The following is a 25829-nucleotide window of genomic DNA, read 5'->3' as shown; positions in this document are numbered from 1 at the left end:
GATAGCGAGTTGATAGAAGGTATGGAAGTATTGTGTTAGAAAAAATGACATGGATAAACACTTTTTTACAAATGTGTGCCATAATCTAGGCAAACATTGCTTTGGCGCAAAAAGCTAGAAAGGTTGATCTCACATGGCAAAACGTAAACTCTTGTTTATCGGAAACGGCATGGCGAGTATGAAATGTATCGAACATATTGTAAAGAAACAGCCAGAACGCTATTCCATCACAATCATTGGAAAAGAGAAGCACCCAGCTTACAATCGAATAAAACTTTCATCGGTTTTACAAAAAAGTGAATCATTGTCTCAGATTGAACTAAAGCCAAAAGAATGGTACACCAAACATGACATCACCATCCAAACAGGCGAAGCAGTTGTCCACATCGATACAAAGCGTCAATTGCTCATGACAGAAGCACGCCGGAATATCCCGTATGACAAACTGGTTATCGCCACAGGCTCATCGCCTCATTTTCTGCCTATACAAGGCGTATCCAAAAAAGGGGTCTATGCTTTTCGTACGATTGACGATTATGAGGCCATTTACGCTGATTCTTTACGCTATGAGCGTGCAGCAGTCATTGGAGGTGGTGTACTTGGTGTGGAAGTGGCCGCTGGTTTACAGATCGCTGGACTGAAGACAACCTTGATTCATCACACGGATTGGCTTATGCAACGCCAATTAGATGAAACAGCTGCAGGGCTTTTGTCTCAACAATTAAGTCGCAAGGGGATTCAGGTAAAAACAAATGCTCATACGATTGCATGTTTAGGAAACGAGAGAGTAGAAGGCGTTCTGTTAAAAAGTGGAGACATCGTGGATGCTGATCTCGTGGTTTTCACAACAGGGGTCCGTCCGAATATAGAGCTTGCAAAACAGCACGGCATTCATACAAGAAAAGCCATTGTTGTAAATGATGTCATGCAGACAAACGTTGAGAATATTTATGCTATTGGAGAATGTGCAGAGCATAAGGGGATGGTGCACGGTCTTGTGCAGCCTATTTATGAACAAGCAAACGTGCTTGCGAATCATTTATTAGATGAACTGGTCATGAATTTACCTCCTGCCATTTATTCAACAAAATTGAAAGCAAATGACATATCTATTTATTCTGCTGGCAGTATTGTAAACCGATCCCCCTCCGCTTCAGTGGTGACTTACTTAGATGAAGAACAAGAAGTATATAAAAAACTAGTGTTTGAACATGATGTGCTCACAGGCGTTGTATTAGTTGGTCAACTTGAGAGAGCTGAGCAGCTTTTGCAGGATGTAAAAGTGGGGCGTGATAAAAGCGTAGTCATGAAATCACTGAATGAAGAGCAGATATCCCCTTTAGATTCATTAAAAACAGAGGATCTCATCTGCCAATGCCACACGGTGACGAAGGGAGCGATATTCAAAAGCATATCGGTCCATCAGCTGACAAATTTAGAAGAGATAAAAAAACAGACAGGGGCCGCAACGGGCTGCGGAGGCTGTCAAGAGCTTGTTCGTGCCTGCTGCCATGTCTCATCAAATCAGCTAACGGAAGCACTGGACACGTTTTGCTCGTGCACAAATGTAGAGAAACAGACCATTTTTTCGTATATAAAAAATCAGCAGCCGCTGAATGAAGAGCAAGTAAGAAGACAATTTGATTGGATGACAGATAACGGCTGTGACAAGTGCCGAGCAGCCATTCCATACTATCTTGAGCAGTTTCAAGATCTTTTCGTAAAAGACAGCCCATCAGATCATGAGCACATACTAATGCCTCAGTTATATGGTGGCCGTCTTGATCTGACATTTTTACAGATGATAACCGAATTATTAGAGCAAAAGCAAATTCAGCACGTAGAACTAACGGAGAATAAACGAATTCGGCTGATCGGTATTTCACAAGAGGCCGCCCATATTGTAAAAGAACATGGACACATCATGCCACAGGAAAGCAAGAGACTTTCTCATGTTCTTTCATGTGATTGTCGTCACGATCCATCTGTCACAACACTTGTCATGGAGATCGAAAGACAACTAGAAAACACGCTTTTACCTGCAGTCACATCGATTCATATCGCTGGTCCTTCCTGCGTATGTCATTTCAGCCCCATCTATGACATCTGCATCAAGAAGCAGCTGGATGAATGGGACATTTATATAGGAGGCAGCATACGTCAACCTAAGGCAGGTCAGCTTTTTTATTCTGTGAGCCGAACGGATGAGCTGATTCCTTTTTTAAAAGCACTGCTTGAAGACTATAGAAAACGTGCATATTTTCAAGAATCTATTGGAGACTGGATCCAAAAAAACGGCAGCATTTCCATCCGAGAAAAATTGCTCGATGAGGAAATGAGAGAAGAGCTCTGCGAGCAATTTGAGCAAAGTAGACAAAAGGGTGTGAATGTATGAATCAATCTTTTTTACAATATGTGCAGCAAACATCAGAGCAGCAAGAGCGAAAAAGGGTGTTCCCATCTCAATGTCCGTTTTGCAGTATGCAGTGCAAAATGCAATTAGTCGAGCAGCACGCAGAAGGGCGAACACGCTACCAGACGATAGGTATTCATAATCCAACCACGTTCGGCAGGATCTGTATGAAAGGGCAGCATGCTCACCAGCACGCACTGCACAAGGAACGATTGAATCACCCCCTCATCAAAAGAAACGGTCAATTTGTCAAAGTGAGTTGGCAGGAGGCACTTGACGAAATCAAAGCACGCACTCAAACCCTTCAGACGGAACATGGGAACGATGCTATCAGTGTTTATGGTAGTGCATCGATTACAAATGAAGAAGCTTATTTACTCGGAAAATTTGCAAGGGTCGCCCTTAAAACGAAATACATTGATTACAATGGAAGACTGTGTATGTCTTCAGCAGCAACAGCAGCTAACCAAACATTTGGACTTGATCGGGGTCTAACATTTCCGCTTCGTGACATCAAGCATGCCCGGGTTTTACTATTGGTTGGAACCAATATAGCGGAATGTCAGCCGACCCTCATACCGTACTTGGAAGAAGCTAAAAAGAACGGGGCATTTCTCATCGTGATCGATCCGCGAAAAACAGCAACAGCCAAACTAGCTGACTTACATGTCAGCTTAAGGCCTGGGTCAGATGCTGCACTCGCAAATGGAATCTTACACGTCATGCTTCATGAACAGTTACTAGACGAAGAATTTATTAAAAAACGAACATCTGGTTTTCAAGAAATGAAACAGCATATTTCACACATGTCCCTGCAAAACATTACGCAGCAAACCGGTGTATCGATGAAAGTCATTCAAAAAATAGCGAGAAAATTCGCCCGCGAAAAAACAGGCATGATTCTGACTGCAAGAGGCATTGAGCAGCAAATAGACGGGACAGCATCCGTTCGTAATTTCCTGAATATTCTGCTTGTTACAGGGAAAATTGGCCGGATTGGGTGTGGCTATGGTGCCATTACTGGGCAAGGAAATGGACAGGGTGCAAGAGAGCATGGACAAAAAGCAGATCAGCTTCCTGGTTACCGTGATATCACAAACCCAGTACATAGAAAAGAAATGGCTGAAATATGGAAGATCGATGAAAAAGAACTGCCTGGAAAAGGTGTATCTGCTTTTGAAATGTTTGAAAAAATGCAGAAAGGAGAGATAAAAGCGCTCTTTTTAATGTGTTCTAATCCCGTTCAATCAGGTCCGCATGCAAGTTTTATCAAAAAAGCCATCGAGCAGCTGTCCTTTTTTGTCGCAATTGATTTATTTATCTCTGAGACGGCTGCACTCGCAGATGTTATTTTACCAGCTTCGTCATATTTAGAGGACGAAGGGACCATGACGAACATAGAAGGACGCGTTACGCTGAGAGAAGCAACCTATCCACTCAAACACCAAAGAAAGCACGATTGGCAAATCATTTGTGATATAGCAGCAGTATTAGGCAAAGGCGGCTCTTTTTCTTTTTCATCTGCAGAAGACATCTTTGAGGAATTGAGAACAGCAACGAAAGGAGCCAAAGCCGATTATTCCGGTATGACCTATGACAGGTTAAGGAAGACGCAAGGCATATTATGGCCCTGCTCTCATTTGGAAGACCGAGGAACAGAAAGACTGTTTGAGCATCAATTCTCACATCCTGATCAATTATCAAAATTTGCAGTCGTTGCACATGGACAACAGGGTGCAAAAGAACCAGTCAGTCCAGAATATCCACTCTATTTAACGACCGGCAGGGTGATGGCTCATTACCAAACGGGCGTTCAAACAAGAAAAAGCACCTCTCTTGTTGCCCGGCAGTTTGAAGCTTATGTAGAGCTTCATCCTGATACAGCCGAAGCTTACGGGATTCAGCACGGGGAACTCGTCACCATCCAGTCAAAACGAGGTAGTGTCATCATGAGGTGCCACATAACAGATACCACCCGAAAAGATACTGTGTTTGTTCCATTTCACTGGAATAAACATCAATCCATTAACCTATTAATTGGTAAACAGTTAGATCCACACAGTAAAATGCCAGGTTTTAAATATTGTCCTGTACAGCTGTCAGCCTACAAGAATTGAAAACTATGTGAGAAATTTTAACATGTATTTTCCATCTTTGTTTAGATTATGGTACTTTCTAAAAAACGATCACATGAGGGGTGTTTTTCATGAAAGAAAAACTCGTATTAGTAGGGAATGGTATGGCTGGTATCCGAACGCTCGAAAACATTTTAAAAACAGACAATGAACGATTCGACATGACTGTATTTGGAACTGAGCCGTATCCTAACTATAATCGGATTCTTTTATCGAAAGTTCTCCAAGGGGATACAAAGACAGAGGATATTACGTTAAACGATTGGAATTGGTACAAGGAACATCATATTCAGCTGTTTACAAATGAGACCATTGTGAAGATCGATCCAGACAATCAAACCGTTATGAGTGATCAAGGACGGACCGTGCATTATGACCGTTTAATTTTAGCGACAGGGTCACTCCCGTTCATCCCGCCCATTCCAGGGAGCGATAAAAAAGGGGTAACAGCTTTTCGTACATTACAAGACACAGAGGAAATGGTCAAAGCATCTATGATGTACAAAAAAGCAGCCGTCATTGGAGGCGGACTCCTTGGACTTGAAGCCGCGCGTGGTCTATTAAACTTAGGTATGGAAGTGACCGTCATTCATCTTGGCTCTCATCTAATGGACCGGCAGCTCGATCCGGTGGCAGGTCAACTTCTGCAAACAGCATTAGAAAAACAAGGCATGAGCTTTTTATTAGGAAAACAGACAAATGAAATTTTAGGAGATACAAGAGTAGAAGGGCTAACATTTTCAGATGGTTCTACATTAGAGACAGATATGGTGGTCATGGCAGCAGGAATTAAACCGAATCACAAGCTTGCCGAAACGAGCGGCATTGAAGTGAACCGGGGGATTATCGTCAATAATTTCATGGAAACAAGTGTCCCGCGGATTTACGCAGTTGGAGAATGTGTTGAACATAGAGGACAAACGTACGGTCTTGTCGCGCCATTATACGATCAAGCAAACGTGCTTGCGAAGCATGTTTGTGATATGGCCCCGACGCCTTATGAAGGATCTGTTCTATCGACACAGCTGAAAGTATCAGGGGTTGATGTATTTTCAGCTGGAGATTTTATCGAAAACGATGAGAAAAAAGCGATTAAAATTTTTGATGAACAGCAAGGTATTTATCAAAAACTAGTCTTCCAGCAAAACCGATTAGTCGGCGCCGTCATGTTTGGAGAAACAAGCGATGGACCACGTTTATTCTCGTACATTAGAGAAGGTGTTGATATGTCAGATATGGAAAAAGTATCTGTCTTAACATCAAATGAGCTGGCGCAAGAAAACACGATTGAACAAATGGCAAACGACCATATCGTTTGCGGCTGTAATGGTGTCTCAAAAGGTCAAATAGTGGCAGCTATTCAAAAAGAAGGCCTAACGACCATACAAGAGGTCAAGCAATGTACAAGTGCTTCTAGATCATGCGGAGGCTGTCAATCTGTTGTGGAAGAGATTTTATGGCACACTTTAGGCGATGATGCAAACCGCACTGCGCAAAAAGAAACCATCTGCGCCTGCACCACCTTATCAAGAGATGAAGTGATTCATGAAATCAAAGAGAAAGGTTTGCAGCATGTCAAAGAAGTGATGAATGTACTTGACTGGGAAACAGAAGAAGGCTGTTCAAAGTGCCGGCCTGCACTGAATTACTATTTAGGGATGATGTATCCGCTTGACTACAAAGATGAAAAAAGCTCGCGATTTGTGAATGAACGAATGCATGCCAACATCCAAAACGATGGTACCTATTCGGTCGTTCCACGTATGTACGGGGGTGTGACAAATGCTAATGACCTGAGAAAAATAGCGGATGTCGTTGACAAATATGAGATACCGCTTGTGAAAATGACTGGAGGGCAGCGAATCGACCTTTTAGGTGTCAAAAAAGAAGATTTACCAAAAGTATGGGCTGATTTAGATATGCCGTCTGGTTATGCTTACGGAAAATCATTAAGAACTGTCAAAACATGTGTTGGAGAACAATTTTGCAGATTCGGAACGCAGGATTCCATTTCTCTTGGGATCGCACTTGAAAAGAAATTTGAAGGACTTGCCACACCGCACAAAGTCAAAATGGCCGTATCGGCCTGTCCGAGAAACTGTGCTGAATCTGGGATTAAAGATCTTGGCATCGTAGGTATCGATGGGGGATTTGAATTGTATGCTGGCGGGAATGGAGGGACACATTTACGAGCTGGAGACTTATTAATGAAAGTAAGTACAGCAGAAGAAGTAGAACAAATGGCCGCAGCCTACCTTCAATATTACAGAGAAACCGCAAATTATTTAGAAAGAACATCCGCTTGGGTTGAACGGCTTGGATTGAATCATATCCAAACGGTCCTGCTAGATGACCAGAGGCGTGCAGCATTAATCGAAAGAATGGACATCGCACTTTCAACTTATGAAGAACCGTGGCAAGAGATTCGAGAGAACGAAACAGAAACAAGACAATTATTTCAAAAGGCAACTGCTTCCGTCTAAATCAATTGAAGGGATGAGATCAGATGACAGTTTCAATTGTAAAAGTTCATATTGGTACAATATCAGATTTTCCATTGCAGCTAGGGAAAACAGTCGCAGCCGGTCCACTTGAATTAGCTGTTTTTCAAACCTCTAACAAGCAGTTCAAAGCCATTGAAAATCGCTGTCCTCATAAAGGCGGTGTACTAGCTGAAGGAATGGTGAGCGGAGATCATGTCTTCTGTCCAATGCATGATTGGAAAATCAATCTTTCATCAGGAAATGTTCAAGAACCAGATCATGGATGCGTGAAAACATATGAAGCATTGGTTGAGGGAGACGACGTCTTTATTTTACTGCCTTCATAAATGGTTTAGAACCTTCCTTTCCTGTACATGCTGTAAGTACATGCAGTGAGAAAGGAAGGTATATGTGTGCCATTTTTTAATATTTTGATTGAACTCTTTATCGGATTTTTCGCTTTATTTTCCATTACAAAGCTATTAGGGAAAACACAATTTGCACAAATCACGCCGTTTGATTTTATTTCTGCACTGATTTTAGGGGAGATGGTCGGTAATGCCATTTTTGATCCAGAAGTCAGCGTGCTACATATCCTTTTTGCAGTTGCAGTCTGGGGCGTTTTAATCTACACAGTTGAATGGCTTTCACAAAAATTCAAATCCATTCGCGCTTTTTTAGAGGGAAGACCCACTCTTGTGATTGATAAAGGAAAGATTCACTACAATCGATTAAAGAAAAATATGCTTGATTTAAATCAGCTGCAGACGCTGATTCGAGCGAAAGGGCATTTTGCTCTTAATGAAATTGAATTTGCCATTTTGGAAACGGATGGGTCTGTGAGTGTACTTCCGAAAATGAAATATGCACCAGCTACAGCCGAAGATGTGAACGTGAAAGGAAAAGAAGTCACATTGCCTAGAACGTTTATTATCGACGGAGAGATTTTAAGAAAAGATTTAAAGGAAGCTGGATTTGATGAAGCGTGGCTGAGAGAGCAATTGAAAAAGCAGCACATATCCTCCTATAAAGACGTCCTATTTTGTGAATGGATTGAGAATGAAGGAATTTATGCGATGAAATATGAAAAAACATCCACAACCTAACACAGTGGATGTTTTTTTGTGTTTTTTTGTTTTATAACTGAATAGGATCAAAAAGAATACATCAATGAAAACGTTCACAATATAAGGGGGAGATGTGTGATGAAGTATGGAAAACGACTGCTGATGATGGTATTGGCCTTACTGCTTTTTGACTCAGCTTATGCGCAAGCAGCTGGACACAACCATCAAACAAACCGCGTGCTTATTGTCGATCAAAAAGGAAATGGGACATTTCGAACGGTTCAATCTGCCATTGATGCGATACCAGTGAACAATCAACAGCAAACGACGATATATATTAAAAATGGTGTGTATAAAGAAAAGATTCTCCTTCCGCAAAATAAGCCGTATGTGTCCTTTATTGGAGAAAATCAGTATCAGACGATTCTGACGTATGATGATACAAATGCAAGCAGCGGGAGCACAACCAATAGCTCAAGTACAATGATTCGGGCAAATCATTTTTACGCAGAAAATATCACGTTTCAAAATACAGCTGGCAGAAACGCAGGGCAGGCGGTTGCCCTTTATGTATCCGGGGACCGGGCTGTGTTTAAACACGTACGTGTTCTCGGTTATCAAGATACACTTTATGCCACAGGCACAGGGAGACAATATTATGAAGATTGCTATATCGAGGGCACGGTTGACTTCATCTTTGGTTCAGCAACGGCTGTATTTAAAAGAGCTGAAATAAAAAGTCTTGGAAACGGGTATATTACAGCGGCATTCACAACAGAAGCTCAAAAGTATGGCTACGTTTTTATTGATTCCATATTAAATAAAGGAACGGCTGCGTCTCAATCTGTGTACTTAGGCCGTCCGTGGAGACCTCATTCGGCTGTCACGTTCCTCCAAACAAAAATGGATGAACATATTAAAGCTGAGGGATGGCATAACTGGGAGAACAAAGACAACGAAAGAACGGCTAGATATCAAGAATATGGATCAACGGGCGCAGGGAGTCATGTGGCAAACCGGGTGAAGTGGTCAACGATATTAACAAAAAACGAAGCAAGTCAAATCACCGTTCAATCCGTACTTAGCGGAAACGATGGCTGGAATCCTGAAAAAAGGTAAAAGAGGCTTGTCAGTTTTCGTCAAAGAAAGCTGACTTTTCTGTTTAAAAAACCTTTGAGAACAAACGTTCTTTTGTGTATAATGAACATAATCTGCTAAATTTGGCTGCTTTTCTAAAAAGGAGGGATTGCGTGAAACGTTTCTCACAGGTCATGTTTTTACAACTATGTATTTTGTCGATGTTATTTCTCCCTTTTTCAGTGAAAGATGAACAACTAACAGCTCATGATGATCAATCAAAATGGATCACTTCCTTAGACGAATTCATTCGAACAGCACCTGATCTAGAGGGCACGATTGCTGGCATCAGCGTACGCGATACTTCTGACACTTCTCTTCTTTATGAACATCAAGCGGACATCCGTCTGACTCCTGCTTCTAATATGAAATTACTCACATCTGCTATCGCACTCGATCTACTGGGTGAAACACACACTTTTCCAACAGACGTTTGGATAGATGGTTCAATTCACAAAAAAACATTGCACGGCAATCTTTATCTCCGAGGCACTGGAGACCCGACATTGTTAGAAAGCGATTTTGCCGTATTAGCCAAACAAGTCAAAAAGGCCGGAATACATACGATTCGTGGACAGCTTGCAGCTGATGATACTTGGTTTGATGACACAAGGTATTCCATCGATCTGCCGTGGAGTGATGAAGATCAATATTACGGCGCTCAAATATCTGCTCTTACTGCTTCACCGAATGAGGATTATGATGCAGGAACGATCATTCTCGAAGTTAAGCCGGGAAAGAAAGCAGGGCAGAAGGCCAGCTATGAGATGATCCCGAAGACTGACGTCGCTCAAGTTGTCAATCAAGTGCAAACTGTGCCAGAAGGTGGAAAGAAGAAAATATCTTTTAAACGCTCTCACGGTACAAACAAAATTACACTGACTGGGACGATTCCGCTAAAAGCATCCTCGTCTAAACAATGGGTCGCATTATGGGAACCGACAACGTATGCTTTAGACTTAATGAAACGAGCATTAAAGGCTGAGGGGATTCAGCTGAAAGGACCACTCAAAACAAAACAAGTTCCTAAAAAAGCGAAAAAAATCGCTTCCCATTCATCAATGCCTTTATCCGATCTTCTTGTTCCGATGATGAAATTAAGCAACAATACACATGCAGAAATTCTGTTAAAAGAACTTGGGAAGCGGGTAAAGAACAAAGGGAGTTTTGACAAAGGGCTTGACGTGCTGAATGAACGTCTTCCTGCCTATGGCATAGATGCATCTATGACTGTGTTGAGAGACGGATCAGGCATATCACCGATTAACCTTGTTTCTGCAAATCAATTCACGTTATTTTTGACAAACATTCAAAAGGAAAAATGGTTTAACACCTATGTCCATGCACTTCCGTTAGCTGGGGCAAGTGAGCGTATGGTGGGAGGTACATTAAGAAACAGATTGAAAGAACCAGCTACACTAGAAAAAGTGCGTGCAAAAACAGGTACGCTATCAACGGTCAGCACACTATCTGGATATATTGAAACGCAGAGTGGAAAAACGCTTGCTTTTTCCATCTTATTGAATCATCTCGTTGATGACGAAAAAGGAAAAGAGATAGAAGACCGCATTGTCAGCATGTTAGCTGAGGATCTTTAGACAGAGAAGGAGAACCATCATGACGTTAGATAATAATCAATCTTTAGTAAAAACCATGTCGATCTTTCTAATTCCACTTTTATTAAGCAATATTTTGCAATCAATTGGACAGCTTGTTTCCATTGTGCTTGTCGGTAGATGGATTGGAGAGGATGCAGTAGCTGCGATTTCTGCATTCTTTCCACTTTTCTTTTTACTTGTTTCTTTTTCCATTGGGATTGGATCAGGGAGCTCGATCCTGATTGGACAAGCATACGGAGCAAAAAATGAGCAGAGGTTAAAGGAAATTATCGGTACAACGCTTTCGTTCACCTTTTTAATCGGACTTTCTTTAGCTGTCATTGGAGGTTTTTTTGCCACAGATATTTTACATCTGATGGGGACACCTGCAAATATTGTGGAGGAAAGTGCGGCATATGCCAGAATCCTATTCATCTCCATGCCCATCTTATTTCTTTATTTTGTCTTTACAACTTTTTTACGAGGAACAGGAGATTCAAAAACACCATTTTATTTCTTAATGATTAGTACAGGAACCAATATTTTATTGCTGCCAATTTTATTATTCGGCTGGCTTGGTTTACCGGCATTTGGTTTATATGGTGCTGCGTATTCTTCTGTGATTTCTACAATCGTTACGTTTATCATTCTTCATATCTATCTTTATAAAACAAAGCACCCGCTGCGCATTGATGCGTCGGTTAGAAAGCATTTATTGATGAAAGGGGATTTATTAAAAACGCTATTAAAGTTAAGTATCCCTTCTAGTATTAATATGATTCTCATTTCTTTATCAGAAATTGCTGTCATTTCTTTTGTCAACGATTATGGATCACAGGCGACCGCAGCTTATGGCGTTGTCAATCAAGTCGTAAGTTATGTACAGATGCCTGCAGTGAGCCTTGGTATTGCAGTTTCTATCTTCGCCGCACAATTCATTGGCGCAGGAAACATGAATCGTTTGAAGGATGTCATTAAAATTGGGCTGGGGCTAAACTTTGCAATAGGCGGATTGATTATTATTTTCGTCTATATTTTCGCACCACAAATTTTATCTATCTTTTTAACAGATCCTGCAACGATTGATATTGCATATAGTTTGGTCGTGATTACCCTATGGAGCTATCTCATTTTCGGAACAGCACAAATCGTTGCAGCCACAATGAGAGCAAGTGGCACAGTTCTATGGCCGACCATCTTTAGTATTTGTTCCATTTGGCTTGTTGAAGTACCAGTGGCTTATGTGCTATCACACCATACATCGCTTGGGATCAAAGGAATCTGGATAGGATATCCTGCAGCCTTTTTTGTAAACTTATTGCTCCAATACGGCTATTATCGACTGGTATGGAAGAAAAAGCAGATCGTTGCACTTGTCCAATCATAATGTGAGCCTATCATCTGGCATATATATACGAATATCGATTACTTTGTAGGGGGTCTGATCTTCTATGTTTTTAAACCAAAGAAGTGAGCTCAGTTCGTATGATATCGGTGACTTCACTTATGCTGGACCAGATTTTCAAGTCTTGACGTGGGGAGAAGGAACAACGCTGAATGTAGGAAAGTTTTGTTCCATCGCAAACGAAGTAAAAGTTTTTCTTGGTGGTGAACACCGAACAGATTGGGTCACCACATATCCCTTTAATCAAATTTTCACAGATGCTGCCCACATTGAAGGACATCCACGATCAAAAGGGGATGTGTGTATAGGGCACGATGTTTGGATTGGATATGGAGCAACAATCATGTCAGGGGTACAGATAGGAAACGGGGCAGTCATTGGAGCAAATAGTCTGATTACAAAAGATGTGCCTCCATATGCGATTGTCGCAGGGAACCCGCAACGTCTCATGAAATATCGGTTTTCTTCTGATATCATTGAAAAACTTCAGTTGTTAGAATGGTGGAATTTAGAGTTTACCGTCATCCAATCTATTTTTCACCTCTTACAATCTAATGATATCGAACATTGTATAAAAGTTATAGAAGACATAAAAAAGAAAGGCTGAAAAGCCTTTCTTTTCAGACCGTAGACAAACCCCACCTTTACTTCAAGTAAAGGTGGGGTTTTCACTTAATTTAATAAAATTGATCAGTTACCTTACGTTGGACTAGGTCCTTTCCATGTCCAGTTTGCTAATTTCTTAAGATTCATGGCAGCGAAAGTAAGCATCGCCTGCATCGAAACTTTTTTCAATCCTCGAAGTTTCGTCCATCGCATTCCATGCTTTTCTTTTGCATCCGCAAAAACGCGTTCAATCGTTTCTTTCCGTTTTGCATAGATGTTCTTATTCATTTCAGTGAGTCTCAGATGGTCTGCTTCGTCTAGGTAGTCCTGCCAAATATGTCGGTGAATCTGTTTGGTGTGATTTTGACTTTGTGTACAGTTATCTAGAAACGAGCAGGATTTACATACCTCTGAATCGGACGCATATTGCTTATATCCCTCTCTAGTCGTTGTACGATAAGAAAGAATTTGCCCGTTTGGGCAAATGTAACAATCAAAATGTGCGTCATATACGTATTCATTCTTTTTCAAGTAACCAGCTTTTGTTCTCGGGCGGGTGTAAGGCATGACAGGTCTTATCTCTTGATCCATTAAAAACTTGGCGATATATGGTGTTTTATATCCAGCATCAACTGCGACTACATTGGGTTTTCCGACTTTCTTTGTCACCTTTGATACGAGTGAATCTAACATACGACTATCATGAACATTTCCACCAGTGACCAGTGATCCTAAAATAAATCCTTTTGAATCACAAGCCGTATGAAATGAATAAGCAAATAATTTTTCACGTTCATCCTTTACATAGTAGCCACTCTCTGGGTCAGTTGTACTGACCTTGATTTCTTTTTTCTCTTTCTTATTCTGTAGGGGTAACGGCTTTTTTCCATGTTCCTCACGATCAACATTGATCTCCTCATGAAGCTGATTTTGATAACTTCTCGTTTCTACTCGAACAATTTTCTTTTCAAGTTTTTTCTTATTGGCGTTTGCTTTTACATGAGTTGAATCAATGAAAGCGATAGATGGATCAACGAGACCTTTTTTCATCGCTTCTCTTAAGATTCGATAAAAAATTTGTTCGAATAAATCTGTATCATGAAAGCGTCTCACGTAGTTCTTACCGAAGGTAGAAAAGTGCGGAATTTTCTCCGAAAATCCATATCCAATAAACCAACGATAAGCCACATTAGTTTCAATTTCTTTAATGGTTTGACGCATAGAGCGAATGCCAAATAGGTATTGGATCAAAACCATTTTAATAAGAACAACGGGATCCACACTTGGTCTGCCGTTATCAGAACTATAATGATCTTTGACAAGATCATACACGAAATCAAAATCGATCGCTTGATCAATTTTTCGTACAAGATGATCTTCAGGCACTAATTCATCTAAGGCCACTACTTCTAATTGATTTCTTCTTTCTTCTTCACGTTTCGATAACATGTTCATCCCCCACAGAAATGTGTTATTACCCTTATTATACAAAAAAGCTTGTAGACTTTGTCTACAAGCTGAAAAGAAAGGCTGAAAAGCCTTTCTTTTTTCTTTTTTTGCTTAACTGAGCCGTATGATGGTCAAGGTTGCTCCGGCCGCACCACCACCGCCAACTAATATAGCTGTGACAACCACTCCAAAAAACTGCAGTGAAATAGTATTACCAGCTGTTAAATTAACAATGACAGTATTGTTAATAAATGAAGTAGAGATAGTAGGTGATTGAACAGAACCAGAAATAGTATTTGTTCCATTTAACAGCAAACGCGTATTAATCAAAAGTGCTGTAGTGGTGTTGACTTGATACGTAATATAATATTTACCTGTTTGCAGAACGGTAAAAACCGTACTTGTGCCGTTTGCTGTAAAACCGGTAATGTTTTGAAAGTTCGGCAATGGAATATTCGTTCCCGAGGCTACAGTAACAATGGTAGGACCAGAACTATTAGCAGCATATAGTGCTGTATCCGTAAAACCACCTGTTCCAGTAGGTCCGGTAGCACCCGTGATACCTGTAGCGCCAGTCGGACCAGTTGCACCCGTGATACCTGTAGCGCCAGTCGGACCAGTTGCACCCGTGATACCAGTAGCACCAGTAGGTCCGGTTGAACCTGTGATACCCGTGCCCCCAGTCGGACCAGTAGGTCCAGTTGCACCTGTGATACCCGTGGCCCCAGTAGGTCCAGTTGCACCCGTGATACCAGTAGCTCCAGTCGGACCGGTTGCACCTGTGATTCCCGTAGCTCCAGTCGGACCAGTTGGTCCAGTGCTGCCCGTCACACCAGTGGCCCCAGTAGGTCCGGTTGAACCAGTTGCCCCCGTGCTACCAGTGACCCCAGTAGGTCCGGTTGCACCTGTGATACCCGTGGCCCCAGTAGGTCCGGTTGCACCTGTGATACCCGTGGCCCCAGTAGATCCAGTTGCACCCGTGATACCAGTAGCACCAGTTTCTCCAGTTGCACCTGTGATACCCGTGGCCCCAGTAGATCCAGTTGCACCGGTTGCACCTGTGATACCCGTGGCACCAGTAGCACCAGTAGGTCCGGTTGCACCTGTGATACCAGTAGCACCAGTAGGTCCAGTTGCACCTGTGATACCCGTGGCCCCAGTAGGTCCAGTTGCACCCGTGATGCCAGTGGCACCAGTAGGTCCGGTTGAACCTGTAATTCCTGTAGCACCAGTAGGTCCGGTTGAACCTGTGATACCAGTAGCACCAGTAGGTCCAGTTGAACCTGTGATTCCCGTGGCCCCAGTAGGTCCAGTTGCACCCGTGATGCCAGTGGCACCAGTAGGTCCGGTTGAACCTGTAATTCCTGTAGCACCAGTAGGTCCGGTTGAACCTGTGATACCAGTAGCACCAGTAGGTCCAGTTGAACCTGTGATTCCCGTGGCCCCAGTAGGTCCAGTTGCACCCGTGATGCCAGTGGCACCAGTAGGTCCGGTTGAACCTGTAATTCCTGTAGCACCAGTAGGTCCAGTTGAACCTGTGATACCCGTGGCACCAGTAGCACCAGTAGGTCCGGTTGCACCTGTGATACCAGTAGCACCAGTAGGTCCGGTTGAACCTGTGATACCCGTGCCCCCAGTCGGACCAGTAGGTCCAGTTGCACCTGTGATACCCGTGGCCCCAGTAGGTCCAGTTGCACCCGTGATACCAGTAGCTCCAGTCGGACCGGTTGCACCTGTGATTCCCGTAGCTCCAGTCGGACCAGTTGGTCCAGTGCTGCCCGTCACACCCGTGGCCCCAGTAGGTCCGGTTGAACCAGTTGCCCCCGTGCTACCAGTGACCCCAGTAGGTCCGGTTGCACCTGTGATACCCGTGGCCCCAGTAGGTCCGGTTGCACCTGTGATACCCGTGGCCCCAGTAGATCCAGTTGCACCCGTGATACCAGTAGCACCAGTTTCTCCAGTTGCACCTGTGATACCCGTGGCCCCAGTAGATCCAGTTGCACCGGTTGCACCTGTGATACCCGTGGCACCAGTAGCACCAGTAGGTCCGGTTGCACCTGTGATACCAGTAGCACCAGTAGGTCCAGTTGCACCTGTGATACCCGTGGCCCCAGTAGGTCCAGTTGCACCCGTGATGCCAGTGGCACCAGTAGGTCCGGTTGAACCTGTAATTCCTGTAGCACCAGTAGGTCCAGTTGAACCTGTGATACCCGTGGCACCAGTAGCACCAGTAGGTCCGGTTGCACCTGTGATACCAGTAGCACCAGTAGGTCCGGTTGAACCTGTGATACCCGTGCCCCCAGTCGGACCAGTAGGTCCAGTTGCACCTGTGATACCCGTGGCCCCAGTAGGTCCAGTTGCACCCGTGATACCAGTAGCTCCAGTCGGACCGGTTGCACCTGTGATTCCCGTAGCTCCAGTCGGACCAGTTGGTCCAGTGCTGCCCGTCACACCCGTGGCCCCAGTAGGTCCGGTTGAACCAGTTGCCCCCGTGCTACCAGTGACCCCAGTAGGTCCGGTTGAACCTGTGATACCCGTGGCCCCAGTAGGTCCAGTTGCACCTGTGATACCCGTGGCCCCAGTAGATCCAGTTGAACCTGTGCTACCAGTGACCCCAGTCGGACCGGTTGAACCTGTGATACCAGTAGCACCAGTAGGTCCGGTTGCACCTGTGATACCAGTAGCACCAGTAGGTCCGGTTGAACCTGTGATACCCGTGGCCCCAGTTGCACCCGTGCTACCAGTGACCCCAGTCGGACCGGTTGCACCTGTGATTCCCGTGGCCCCAGTAGCTCCAGTTGCACCCGTGATGCCAGTGGCCCCAGTAGGTCCGGTTGAACCTGTAATTCCTGTAGCACCAGTAGCTCCAGTTGCACCTGTGATACCAGTAGCACCAGTAGGTCCGGTTGAACCTGTGATTCCCGTGGCCCCAGTAGGTCCAGTTGCACCTGTGATACCCGTGGCACCAGTTTCTCCAGTTGAACCTGTGATACCCGTGGCCCCAGTAGCTCCGGTTGAACCTGTGATACCCGTGGCCCCAGTAGCTCCAGTTGAACCTGTGCTACCCGTGGCCCCAGTAGCTCCAGTTGCACCCGTGATACCAGTAGCACCAGTCGGACCGGTTGCACCTGTGATTCCCGTAGCTCCAGTCGGACCAGTTGGTCCAGTGCTGCCCGTCACACCAGTGGCCCCAGTAGGTCCGGTTGAACCAGTTGCCCCCGTGCTACCAGTGACCCCAGTCGGACCGGTTGAACCTGTGATACCAGTAGCACCAGTAGCTCCGGTTGCACCTGTGATACCAGTAGCACCAGTAGGTCCGGTTGAACCAGTGCTACCCGTGGCACCTGTAATTCCTGTAGCACCAGTAGCTCCAGTTGCACCGGTTGAACCTGTGATACCCGTGGCACCAGTAGCTCCAGTTGAACCTGTGCTACCAGTGACCCCAGTCGGACCGGTTGCACCTGTGATACCAGTAGCACCAGGTGCTGCCAAAAGCGTATAATCCGGGGACGTATCTGGCGTACCTAAAGGTGGAGCAGAGTTCACAATATACGTACCACCTTCATAAGTGACCACTTGACCGACTGAATACATTGATGCTCTTTCTGGATCATATGTTTCAATACCACTTAATCCTACCCCTGTAGGGCCAGTTGGGCCAGTTTCCCCAGAAGCCGCCAAAAGGGTATAGTCGGGGGAAAGTCCAGGTATTCCTGAGGGAGCATCTACCTTAGCAATATAAGTACTGCCATTATACGTGACAACTTGACCAGCCTCGTAATCTTGTGATTGTGAGGGGTTAAAAGGGAGGACACCGGTTAATCCGCCAGCAGGTCCGGTTGGTCCGGTAGGCCCAACCGGACCTGCTGGGCCTCTTCGTCCAACCCTTTGAATTATTTTTGATTGTTTTTCTCCTTTTGCACAAGACGGATCCCCTTGAGGTCTGTTTTGTTTTGAATGTTCTTGTTTAATAAAAGGACAGTCTCTTCTTTGAGGACGGTCATGACGTGATCTTTTGTAATGAGGCTGCTCATGATATCTACCGCAAAAGGGACATTTGTGATCGAATTGATTGTACAAATTGCCCATCTCCTAAAATTGATATTTCATTCTATGTACGAATTTTTAAATCGGAAGTAAAATCTAGAAAATTCATCATTTCGAAAATCATCGAATCAAATCATTTAAAAGTTAAATCGTTTTATGTTATGGTGTTGAAAGTATGAAACTAGTATGATTTTTGAAAGAAATGGGGCATCATGTATGAGTCAATCAGTTTTACAACGTGCAGCATATTCCGTGTTAAATTTATCCTCTGTAACAGAAGGTGGCACAATCAAAGAGTCATTTGAACATAGTATGGATTTAGCAAAAAAAGCTGAGAAGTGGGGCTACCATAGATATTGGCTTGCGGAGCATCATAATATGGAAGGGGTTGCGAGTTCAGCAACATCCGTCTTGATTGGATATATTGCTGGAGGGACTGAAAAGATCCGGGTTGGTTCTGGGGGGATTATGCTTCCAAACCATTCTTCACTCGTCATTGCAGAACAATTTGGAACACTGGAGACTTTGTATCCAGGGAGAATTGATTTAGGTCTTGGCAGGGCACCAGGAACAGATCAGTTAACGGCAAGGGCACTTAGACGTAATCTTCATAATGGGGAGGATTTCCCTGAGCAGCTTGAAGAACTTCGGCAATATTTCAAACCGACTGGTCAGGTCAAAAAACATGTAAGAGCCGTTCCGGGAGAAGGATTGGATATCCCGATTTGGCTTCTTGGTTCAAGTGGTTTTAGTGCAAGGCTTGCAGGAGAACTGGGACTGCCATTTGCCTTTGCGGCACATTTCTCCCCTAAAAATACCATTCCTGCTTTAGAATTATACAGACAGTCATTTCAACCTTCAGATGTGTTAAAAGAACCTTATGCGATGGTTGGTGTGACGGTTTTTGCTGCTGATCAAACAGAGCGGGCTGAATATTTGGCGACGTCTCATTATCAGCGCTTCTTGAGCCTCATTCGCAATACACCAGGAAAACTCAAAGCCCCTGTTGAAAGTATGGATGGGCTATGGAGTCCATATGAGAAGGCGATGGTGGACGAACAATTAAGTTCGACGATGATCGGGGATAAACAAAAGGTGAAAAAAGAGTTAGAAGCCTTTATTGAGGCGACTCAAGCAGATGAAGTCATGATTAATTCTGATATGTTTGACCATCAAGAAAGAATGCGTTCTTATGAAATCATTGCAGAGATATTTCAAGAGGAACAAGAAAAATAAGAATAAAAAAAGAACTGCCAAGAGCAGTTCTTTTTTATTTATGCTTTAGTAAACACGCGAAATGGTTGTCCAACTGGCAGTACTGTACGACCAAAATGTGTATTCAGCACAACAGCTGCAGAACCATAAAATGAAAGAAGAGAAATAATCAATTCTGCAATACCAGCCATCGTATGAGTCACATCGTACATCACACCAAACGAGCTTAGGGACAGGCCAATGAATAAGAAATCAATAAAGACGAAAATCAAAAACAATACTTTATGTGTTTCCATTGCACCGATCGTCATAAATAAGCTGAAAATCAAATAACCAATAAAAGCAAAACCTAGTTGTTTTGGGTCCGCAGCTCCCGCAAGCGTTTTCCCAAAAACGCCCGCTTGAATGAGCCAAGTGGTTCCAACGCCCATCCAAAAAAGACCGAATGCGCCGAAGGCAGTGGCTCCAAAAATATTATGATGCTTTGAATCTTGTATGGACGCAATCAGCTGCGCGATTCCTCCAAGGAAGATAGCCCAAGGTAAAATAAGGGATGTGCCATCTGTGATTCCTAGTTTTTGTGAAGACGCAACAAGCGTCACCATTGCTAAACCAAACAAACCAAGTGGTGTTGGGTCTGCGATTGATAATCGAATTGCTTGAACATTCTGTTTTTCCATAATGACCTCCTACAATTTGCACTTACAAAAGATACTCGAATTCGATAGAAACGTCAAGCTCTTTTTTAGTAGACACTTGCAACGTCTTCCAAATAAATCTATATTTAATACAATACATCATACATGTGATAGAAAAAGAGGGATGAGAATGAGTAAAGGCTTAGCTGGAAAGACCATTGCCATATGCGGAACAAGAAAAACAGAAGAAATGCGTACACTTGTTGAAAAGCAAGGAGGACAAGCTGTTATTCGTTCTCTTCAGGGCACTGTATTTTTAGCCAAAGAGGAATTGAAGCCAGGCATAGAAACCTTTGTAAAGAAGGGAGCTGACTGGGTCATTTTAACAACGGGTATCGGCACAGACACATTAATTGAAAGTGCAGAAGAGCTACAGCTTGGAGAAGCTTTTATGAACATTTTATCAAGTGCCCATATCGCTTCAAGAGGATACAAAACGTTCGCGGCTCTAAAAAAACACGGCATTCAGCCAGATGTTTCTGATGAAGATGGAACCGTTCGTGACCTCATTTCAAAGTTAGAAGACAAAGAACTTCAAGGTAAACGGGTCATGGTGCAGCTTCACGGCGAAAATGCACCAGCTCTCATTGATTTTTTACATCACAAAGGAGCAGACGTTTTGCAGCTCATGCCATATCAGCACACGCCCCCTGAACCAGAGGCGGCGGACACTTTGCTTCAAGAAATGAAAGAAGGGAAGGTCCATGCCGTTTGTTTTACAACCGCTGTTCAGGTTCATGCCTTTTTCAAACTAGCAGAAGAATGGGGCAAAAAAGAAGAACTGCAACATCTATTCGAGCAGCATGTATTAGCTGTAGCTGTTGGAAAAGTCACAGCTGAAGCTTTAAAAGAAGAGGGGATAAGCCGCATTCTAGCGCCTTCACTTGAAAGAATGGGTGCAATGATTATGGAATTATCTCAATATATGAAAAAACAATCGACGCACGCATAGAAAAAACGCCTTTCACATGACGAGTGAAAGGCGTTTTCGTTAGATTGTCCGTTTTCGATTTGTGCGAATTTTTTTCAAAACGAAATACAGTACGATGAGAACGATAGCAATGACCATAATTGGTGTTGTATACGTGTGAGCGACACTTTGAATGTGGTCCCATTTTGTCCCAAGCTGCATTCCAAGATAAATAAATAGGATGGACCAAGGGATGGCGGCTAATCCGGTCAAAAGAACAAATTTGAGAAATGGCATCTTTGCAATACCAGCTGGAATCGAGATCGCGTGGCGTACGACTGGGATAAAACGAGCTGTAAATACGACACCCGTTCCATATCGGTCAAACCAGCGTTCTGCCGTGGCAATATGATGCTCATGGATGAATAAATACTTCCCATACTTTGTTAAAAAAGGTCTTCCGCCGTAAAGGCCGATCCAGTAAATAAAGCACTGGGCAAGTGTTCCTCCAATAACCCCAGCGATGACGGCTCCAACAAACCCAATGCTTCCTGTTGACACCATATATCCGCCGTAGGCAAGTACAATTTCACTCGGAATAATTTCAATCATCAGTCCGAGTGCAACACCTGCGTAACCAAGGCTTGTCAGCCAGGTTAAAATTTCATTAAACAAGGTTCCCATTCATTTCACTCTGCCTTTAAATACGAATTTTCTTCAAGCATCCTTATAAGAGCCTATGCTTGTTTTGCTTCTCTCATGAGTATGCTTTGCATATATGCTAGCATGGCTGGCCGCATATCATGACGCATTAATCCAATTTCAGCCGCTGCCTTAAATGAGCCCAGCTTATCACCAACGTCAAATCTCATCCCATCTAATTGTTTTGCATAAATGGGTGATTCATGTGCAATGATTTTCAGCGCATCTGTCAGCTGGATTTCGTTCCCAGCACCTCTCTCAATTCCTTGTAGAATAGGAAAAATCGATGGTGTTAACAGATACCTGCCCATCACAGCTAAATCGGAAGGAGCTTCATGAATAGCTGGCTTTTCCACTAAGTCTGTGACTTCAAACACTTGACCGTCTACTCTAGCTGGTCTTATCATACCATACTTACTGACATCTAGACGATCCACTTGCTGGACGCCAATGACCTCTCTTTGTTTGTCTTCAAAGACTTCCATGAGCTGAGAGAGTGCAGGTCTTTCTGACACCATGACATCATCACCTAAAAGGACCGCAAAAGGATCGTTGCCAGTAAAATGGCGTGCACATAATACCGCATGCCCAAGACCTAAGGGCTCCTTTTGACGAATATAATGAATATTGGCCATATCCGCAATATGTTTGATTTCAGCCAGCTGTTCTTTTTTTCCTTTTTCAAGCAACGTGTGTTCTAGCTCAATCGAACGGTCAAAGTGATCTTCAATCGATTTTTTATTTCTTCCTGTGATAATCAGTATGTCTTCAATGCCTGATTGAACAGCCTCCTCAACTATGTATTGAATGGCGGGTTTGTCGATAATCGGCAGCATTTCCTTTGGCTGTGCTTTCGTTGCGGGTAAAAAACGTGTGCCTAATCCGGCTGCTGGTATAACGGCTTTTTTGATATTCATTGAATCATCGTTTGTTTTCTGATGGAAACACCCATAGGCGACTTCCAGTAAAAGTGATCATCATGCCAAGAAGGGTACCAATCGCTTTACTAATGAATAATGAGAAGCCTGCTTGCTGCATGACATATAAGACAACATAGGTGAGGAGACACGCGACGCCGTTGACTGTGGCCCACTTGATCCATTCCCACCTATCCGCTTTCTTTTTTACTTGGAACGTCCATTTTCGATTCCAAACATAACTGTTCAGCATTCCTGCTGTATAGGACAGGCACTGTGCAAGAAAAGAGGGAACAAAGCAAGCAGTGAAAAAAAAGAAGAACAGAAAGTCAATCATCGTATTGCTAGCGCCTACAGTTAAAAATGTGGCATAGGTCCGAATATTTTTCTTTGTCATGCGAAGGATCATCACCTCCTAGTGTTTGAGTGGGTGTATGAATACTGTACAAAAGCGAGTTGACGAATCAGTGAAGAAAAGATGAAAAAAACATGAACAAGCGATATCTGTTTTTTCACCAGCTCGTGATATAATTTGTAAGATGAAACGAACGGTGGTGCACATGCATGTATTTAACAATTGGAGAAACAGCTGAATACTTAGAAGTATCAGAAGCATATGTTGAAAAATTAATCCAGCAAAAAAAGATTCGTTACGTATTTGACGGGGAATCGTATCTCATTTATCAAGGGCAGTTTCAAACTCATATGAAACAGCTAGAACAATATAAAGAGCTCATTCAAGACATCTTAAATGAACCAATCCCTGAGGACCCGGACGTAAAAGATGAAGATTAAAAAAGACTGTACGAGAAGGGAGAACCTTTTCATACAGTCTTTTTTATTGGCTGACACCCGTTTGGACAATGTTCATATGACAATTCACTTGGACATCTGCATCAGGGTAGAGTTTTTGCCATTTCTCCGGTGTCATGGCTTTATCTTTAGAGCGATATCTCAAACCAAGTCCAAGTGGATCAATTTTTTGCTTTTTAAAGGATTGAACAAGGTCTTGCCCTTGCTGGGCCACACGCTTCTCCACTTCTTTTTCAACATGCTGCAAGATAGAAGGCGTATCGATTTTTTTTGATTTCATGAATTCTTTTAACTCACCTTTCAGCTTGATATCAATGGTGATATGAGGCTTTTTTGAAAGGTTTTCAGTTGGTTTAATGTGATAAGACACATGTGATTTGATATTTTCAATAACAACATGGGTTTTCTTTCTGTCATTAAATCGAAACTCATAAATCCCATTTTTATGATTTTCAATCATCGCTTTAAACGTAAACGTATCTTCCCCTGGAATATGCCCAACCATTTTTTCTTGATCGAAAAGAGCGACACCTGACACTTTAATAGAGTTGCTTGTATTTTTAATGTAAGGGAGGTAGGCATCCACGCCTTTTGCCATCATCTGATTCATAAAAATATGCTGATTGGTCACAGGTTGATTACCGTTTCGCATGTTTTGAGCCAGTAAATCTGAAAGATATACACCGATATTTAAGTTGGTTTGATTCATTTTTGTATGCAATAAATCTTCAACTTCTCCGTCTACTATGGCAAATACTTGACGAGACCCAATGATCGGATCACGATAGATGTAATTCATCAAATCAATCATACCCACTTCTTTCACCAGCTTTTCACTTATTAAAATCACGAGTACTTGTCCCATGACAACGGGGAAAGGCGATTTTTCCGAAACAAGAAACTGAATATTACTAATGGTATTTGACTTAGCACTTACAATTTGATAGCTTCCTTGTTCTTCGCTTTTAAAAACAGGGAAAACAAAGAAGCCCTTCATTTCTCCATCTTCCAATAAGTCAAATCCCGCCGCCTGCGAGATACTTAATTCATCTAAGAGACGAGGCTGTGCACAGCTCGTTAAGAAAAGACTCAATAACATGAGACATATCAGAATAGAATGTTTCATGCTCGTTTTTTCACCCACCTTTTTTTCAGCAGCAGCCCAATGATCATACATCCAATCAATCCATAGATGAGGATGTATCCGCTATATTCCACCCATTTATTAAATGTCTCAAATGAGGTAGCTCTGATAAAAAATGAAAACATGACGAGAATGAGAAGGCTGAGAACTATTAACGTGGTGCGCTGGCTCGTGTGAAACACTTGTTTTGCCATTCTGCTGGCTGCCCATAATGGAATAGCGATATTTGGAACGATAAGCAAAAGCCATAGCGACACTTCAATAAATTCAAAGCGCTGGATAAACGGAAGTTTGACAATGCTGGTTAATGTCAATGTTGGCCATTTCGTTAGTTCGAGCTGAGCACTTGAGTAGTACGCTATAGAGACGAGAAATACAAGCAAATTCAGGCATGTCGTTAGCAACACTCCCATATGTGCAAATTTTTGCGACGTTTGTGCTTTTTTAATAAAGGGATAATAGACAAGCAATGTTCCAAAACCAAACATGGATAAAGAGGCATCTTTGACCCCCATCATGAGTTGTGAAAATGAATGATCAAACATTGGGAACATAAAGCGGATGTGACTATATTTCATGACATAAAAACAGATAAAGGTCATCCAGTACGTTAGGACAATGCTAAAGAATGCCCAGCCAGCGATTGTTCTAAATCCGCCTGTGTGAATGTAATAGACGAGGATGAGCAGCACTGATGCAAATAAAAGACCAGGAATTTCTTTAAACAGCCAAACATGGATCACATCCATATAATGAACAAGCACAATCAAAGACAATGAAGAAAAATACAAAATGTAGAGAATGTTGATGAATTGTCCAAGCCATTTACCAAACACAGATTGCGTAATGTCACTAAATTCGTCAGTAGGTGCTTTTTTAAACAAAAAGTAAATGAGGAAAATCATCAAATTGACGCTAGCACCAGCAATTAAAATGGCAATCCACCCATCATTATTAATCGTCCGGACAAGATTCGTCTGGAAATTTAAAATACCAACACCTACTTGATTGGCATTGATCAGAAAAAACACAAAAAAAGGGGATACTTGAAATTTTTCTTTCACAGAAGAAGAGCTCATGCCTTCACTTC

The 25829-nt window shown here is 42.9% G+C and carries 20 protein-coding genes; 12 read left to right on the top strand and 8 right to left on the bottom strand.

The window, feature by feature from the left end; translation table 11 throughout:
• The first annotated feature begins 133 nt into the window (after window positions 1-133).
• From nirB (MHI20_RS03220) to MHI20_RS03180, 9 genes are all read left to right on the top strand, one after another.
• Window positions 134-2395, top strand: coding sequence for a nitrite reductase large subunit NirB (gene nirB, locus MHI20_RS03220; RefSeq protein ID WP_268383830.1), 2262 nt, complete (start codon window positions 134-136; stop codon window positions 2393-2395).
• Window positions 2392-4530 (top strand): assimilatory nitrate reductase catalytic subunit NasC, encoded by a 2139-nt coding sequence (gene nasC / locus MHI20_RS03215; RefSeq protein ID WP_340936686.1) that lies wholly within the window; start codon window positions 2392-2394, stop codon window positions 4528-4530. Before nirB (MHI20_RS03220) ends, nasC begins: the two co-directional genes overlap by 4 nt.
• Window positions 4531-4619: 89 nt before the next feature.
• Complete coding sequence (gene nirB, locus MHI20_RS03210) at window positions 4620-7031, top strand: nitrite reductase large subunit NirB (protein ID WP_249855728.1); 2412 nt, start codon at window positions 4620-4622, stop codon at window positions 7029-7031.
• A 23-nt stretch (window positions 7032-7054) separates the two neighbouring features.
• A complete protein-coding gene (gene nirD, locus MHI20_RS03205; RefSeq protein ID WP_008346593.1) occupies window positions 7055-7378 on the top strand; it encodes a nitrite reductase small subunit NirD in 324 nt (107 codons plus the stop codon).
• A 66-nt stretch (window positions 7379-7444) separates the two neighbouring features.
• Window positions 7445-8137 (top strand): DUF421 domain-containing protein, encoded by a 693-nt coding sequence (locus tag MHI20_RS03200; RefSeq protein ID WP_024718337.1) that lies wholly within the window; start codon window positions 7445-7447, stop codon window positions 8135-8137.
• A 99-nt stretch (window positions 8138-8236) separates the two neighbouring features.
• Window positions 8237-9217, top strand: a complete 981-nt coding sequence (locus tag MHI20_RS03195; RefSeq protein WP_340936683.1) for a pectinesterase family protein — start codon at window positions 8237-8239, stop codon at window positions 9215-9217.
• A 131-nt stretch (window positions 9218-9348) separates the two neighbouring features.
• Window positions 9349-10833, top strand: coding sequence for a D-alanyl-D-alanine carboxypeptidase/D-alanyl-D-alanine endopeptidase (gene dacB, locus MHI20_RS03190; RefSeq protein WP_249855730.1), 1485 nt, complete (start codon window positions 9349-9351; stop codon window positions 10831-10833).
• A 19-nt stretch (window positions 10834-10852) separates the two neighbouring features.
• Window positions 10853-12220, top strand: a complete 1368-nt coding sequence (locus MHI20_RS03185; RefSeq protein WP_249855731.1) for an MATE family efflux transporter — start codon at window positions 10853-10855, stop codon at window positions 12218-12220.
• Window positions 12221-12284: 64 nt separating this feature from the next.
• Window positions 12285-12845 carry a CatB-related O-acetyltransferase gene (locus MHI20_RS03180; RefSeq protein WP_072368391.1) on the top strand — a complete coding sequence of 187 codons (561 nt, stop codon included), beginning with the start codon at window positions 12285-12287 and terminating at the stop codon, window positions 12843-12845.
• 92 nt (window positions 12846-12937) lie between these two features.
• Here MHI20_RS03180 and MHI20_RS03175 read toward each other — a convergent pair whose 3' ends face one another.
• Window positions 12938-14293 carry an IS1182 family transposase gene (locus MHI20_RS03175; protein WP_268357090.1) on the bottom strand — a complete coding sequence of 452 codons (1356 nt, stop codon included), beginning with the start codon at window positions 14291-14293 and terminating at the stop codon, window positions 12938-12940.
• 111 nt (window positions 14294-14404) lie between these two features.
• Window positions 14405-18382 (bottom strand): beta strand repeat-containing protein, encoded by a 3978-nt coding sequence (locus MHI20_RS03170; RefSeq protein WP_445661733.1) that lies wholly within the window; start codon window positions 18380-18382, stop codon window positions 14405-14407.
• A 174-nt stretch (window positions 18383-18556) separates the two neighbouring features.
• On the opposite strand from MHI20_RS03170, the gene MHI20_RS03165 reads away from it, so the two are divergent.
• The gene (locus MHI20_RS03165) at window positions 18557-19576 is read left to right on the top strand and encodes an LLM class flavin-dependent oxidoreductase (RefSeq protein ID WP_008346608.1); all 1020 of its coding nucleotides are present in this window, start codon (window positions 18557-18559) and stop codon (window positions 19574-19576) included.
• Between the two features lie 38 nt (window positions 19577-19614).
• Here MHI20_RS03165 and MHI20_RS03160 read toward each other — a convergent pair whose 3' ends face one another.
• Window positions 19615-20235 carry an acetate uptake transporter gene (locus MHI20_RS03160; protein WP_007499188.1) on the bottom strand — a complete coding sequence of 207 codons (621 nt, stop codon included), beginning with the start codon at window positions 20233-20235 and terminating at the stop codon, window positions 19615-19617.
• A gap of 148 nt (window positions 20236-20383) precedes the next feature.
• Here MHI20_RS03160 and MHI20_RS03155 point away from each other — a divergent pair, with 148 nt between their 5' ends.
• Window positions 20384-21205: a uroporphyrinogen-III synthase gene (locus MHI20_RS03155; RefSeq protein ID WP_024719426.1), complete on the top strand. Its 822-nt coding sequence runs from the start codon at window positions 20384-20386 to the stop codon at window positions 21203-21205.
• Between the two features lie 39 nt (window positions 21206-21244).
• Here MHI20_RS03155 and MHI20_RS03150 read toward each other — a convergent pair whose 3' ends face one another.
• From MHI20_RS03150 to MHI20_RS03140, 3 genes are read right to left on the bottom strand one after another with little or no spacing between them, the layout of a single operon-like run.
• Complete coding sequence (locus MHI20_RS03150) at window positions 21245-21847, bottom strand: DedA family protein (RefSeq protein WP_007499192.1); 603 nt, start codon at window positions 21845-21847, stop codon at window positions 21245-21247.
• A 53-nt stretch (window positions 21848-21900) separates the two neighbouring features.
• Window positions 21901-22782 (bottom strand): UTP--glucose-1-phosphate uridylyltransferase GalU, encoded by an 882-nt coding sequence (gene galU / locus MHI20_RS03145; RefSeq protein WP_039167895.1) that lies wholly within the window; start codon window positions 22780-22782, stop codon window positions 21901-21903.
• A 4-nt stretch (window positions 22783-22786) separates the two neighbouring features.
• Complete coding sequence (locus MHI20_RS03140) at window positions 22787-23191, bottom strand: GtrA family protein (RefSeq protein ID WP_340936666.1); 405 nt, start codon at window positions 23189-23191, stop codon at window positions 22787-22789.
• A gap of 155 nt (window positions 23192-23346) precedes the next feature.
• Here MHI20_RS03140 and MHI20_RS03135 point away from each other — a divergent pair, with 155 nt between their 5' ends.
• Window positions 23347-23577, top strand: coding sequence for an excisionase family DNA-binding protein (locus MHI20_RS03135; RefSeq protein WP_008346618.1), 231 nt, complete (start codon window positions 23347-23349; stop codon window positions 23575-23577).
• 43 nt (window positions 23578-23620) lie between these two features.
• On the opposite strand, the gene MHI20_RS03130 is transcribed toward MHI20_RS03135, so the two are convergent.
• On the bottom strand, window positions 23621-24721 hold the full coding sequence (locus MHI20_RS03130) for a Ger(x)C family spore germination protein (protein ID WP_234823336.1): 1101 nt from the start codon (window positions 24719-24721) through the stop codon (window positions 23621-23623).
• Window positions 24718-25818 carry a GerAB/ArcD/ProY family transporter gene (locus tag MHI20_RS03125; RefSeq protein WP_113767137.1) on the bottom strand — a complete coding sequence of 367 codons (1101 nt, stop codon included), beginning with the start codon at window positions 25816-25818 and terminating at the stop codon, window positions 24718-24720. The genes MHI20_RS03130 and MHI20_RS03125 overlap by 4 nt, the downstream gene beginning before the upstream one ends.
• Window positions 25819-25829 lie beyond the last annotated feature (11 nt).

Origin of the sequence: Bacillus sp. FSL K6-1106 (assembly GCF_038005245.1) — a bacterium.
In the GTDB taxonomy this organism is placed as follows: Bacteria; Bacillota; Bacilli; order Bacillales; family Bacillaceae; genus Bacillus; species Bacillus altitudinis.
The sequence above is the reverse complement of the archived record's forward strand: the minus strand, read 5'-3'. Positions and strand labels throughout refer to the sequence as shown.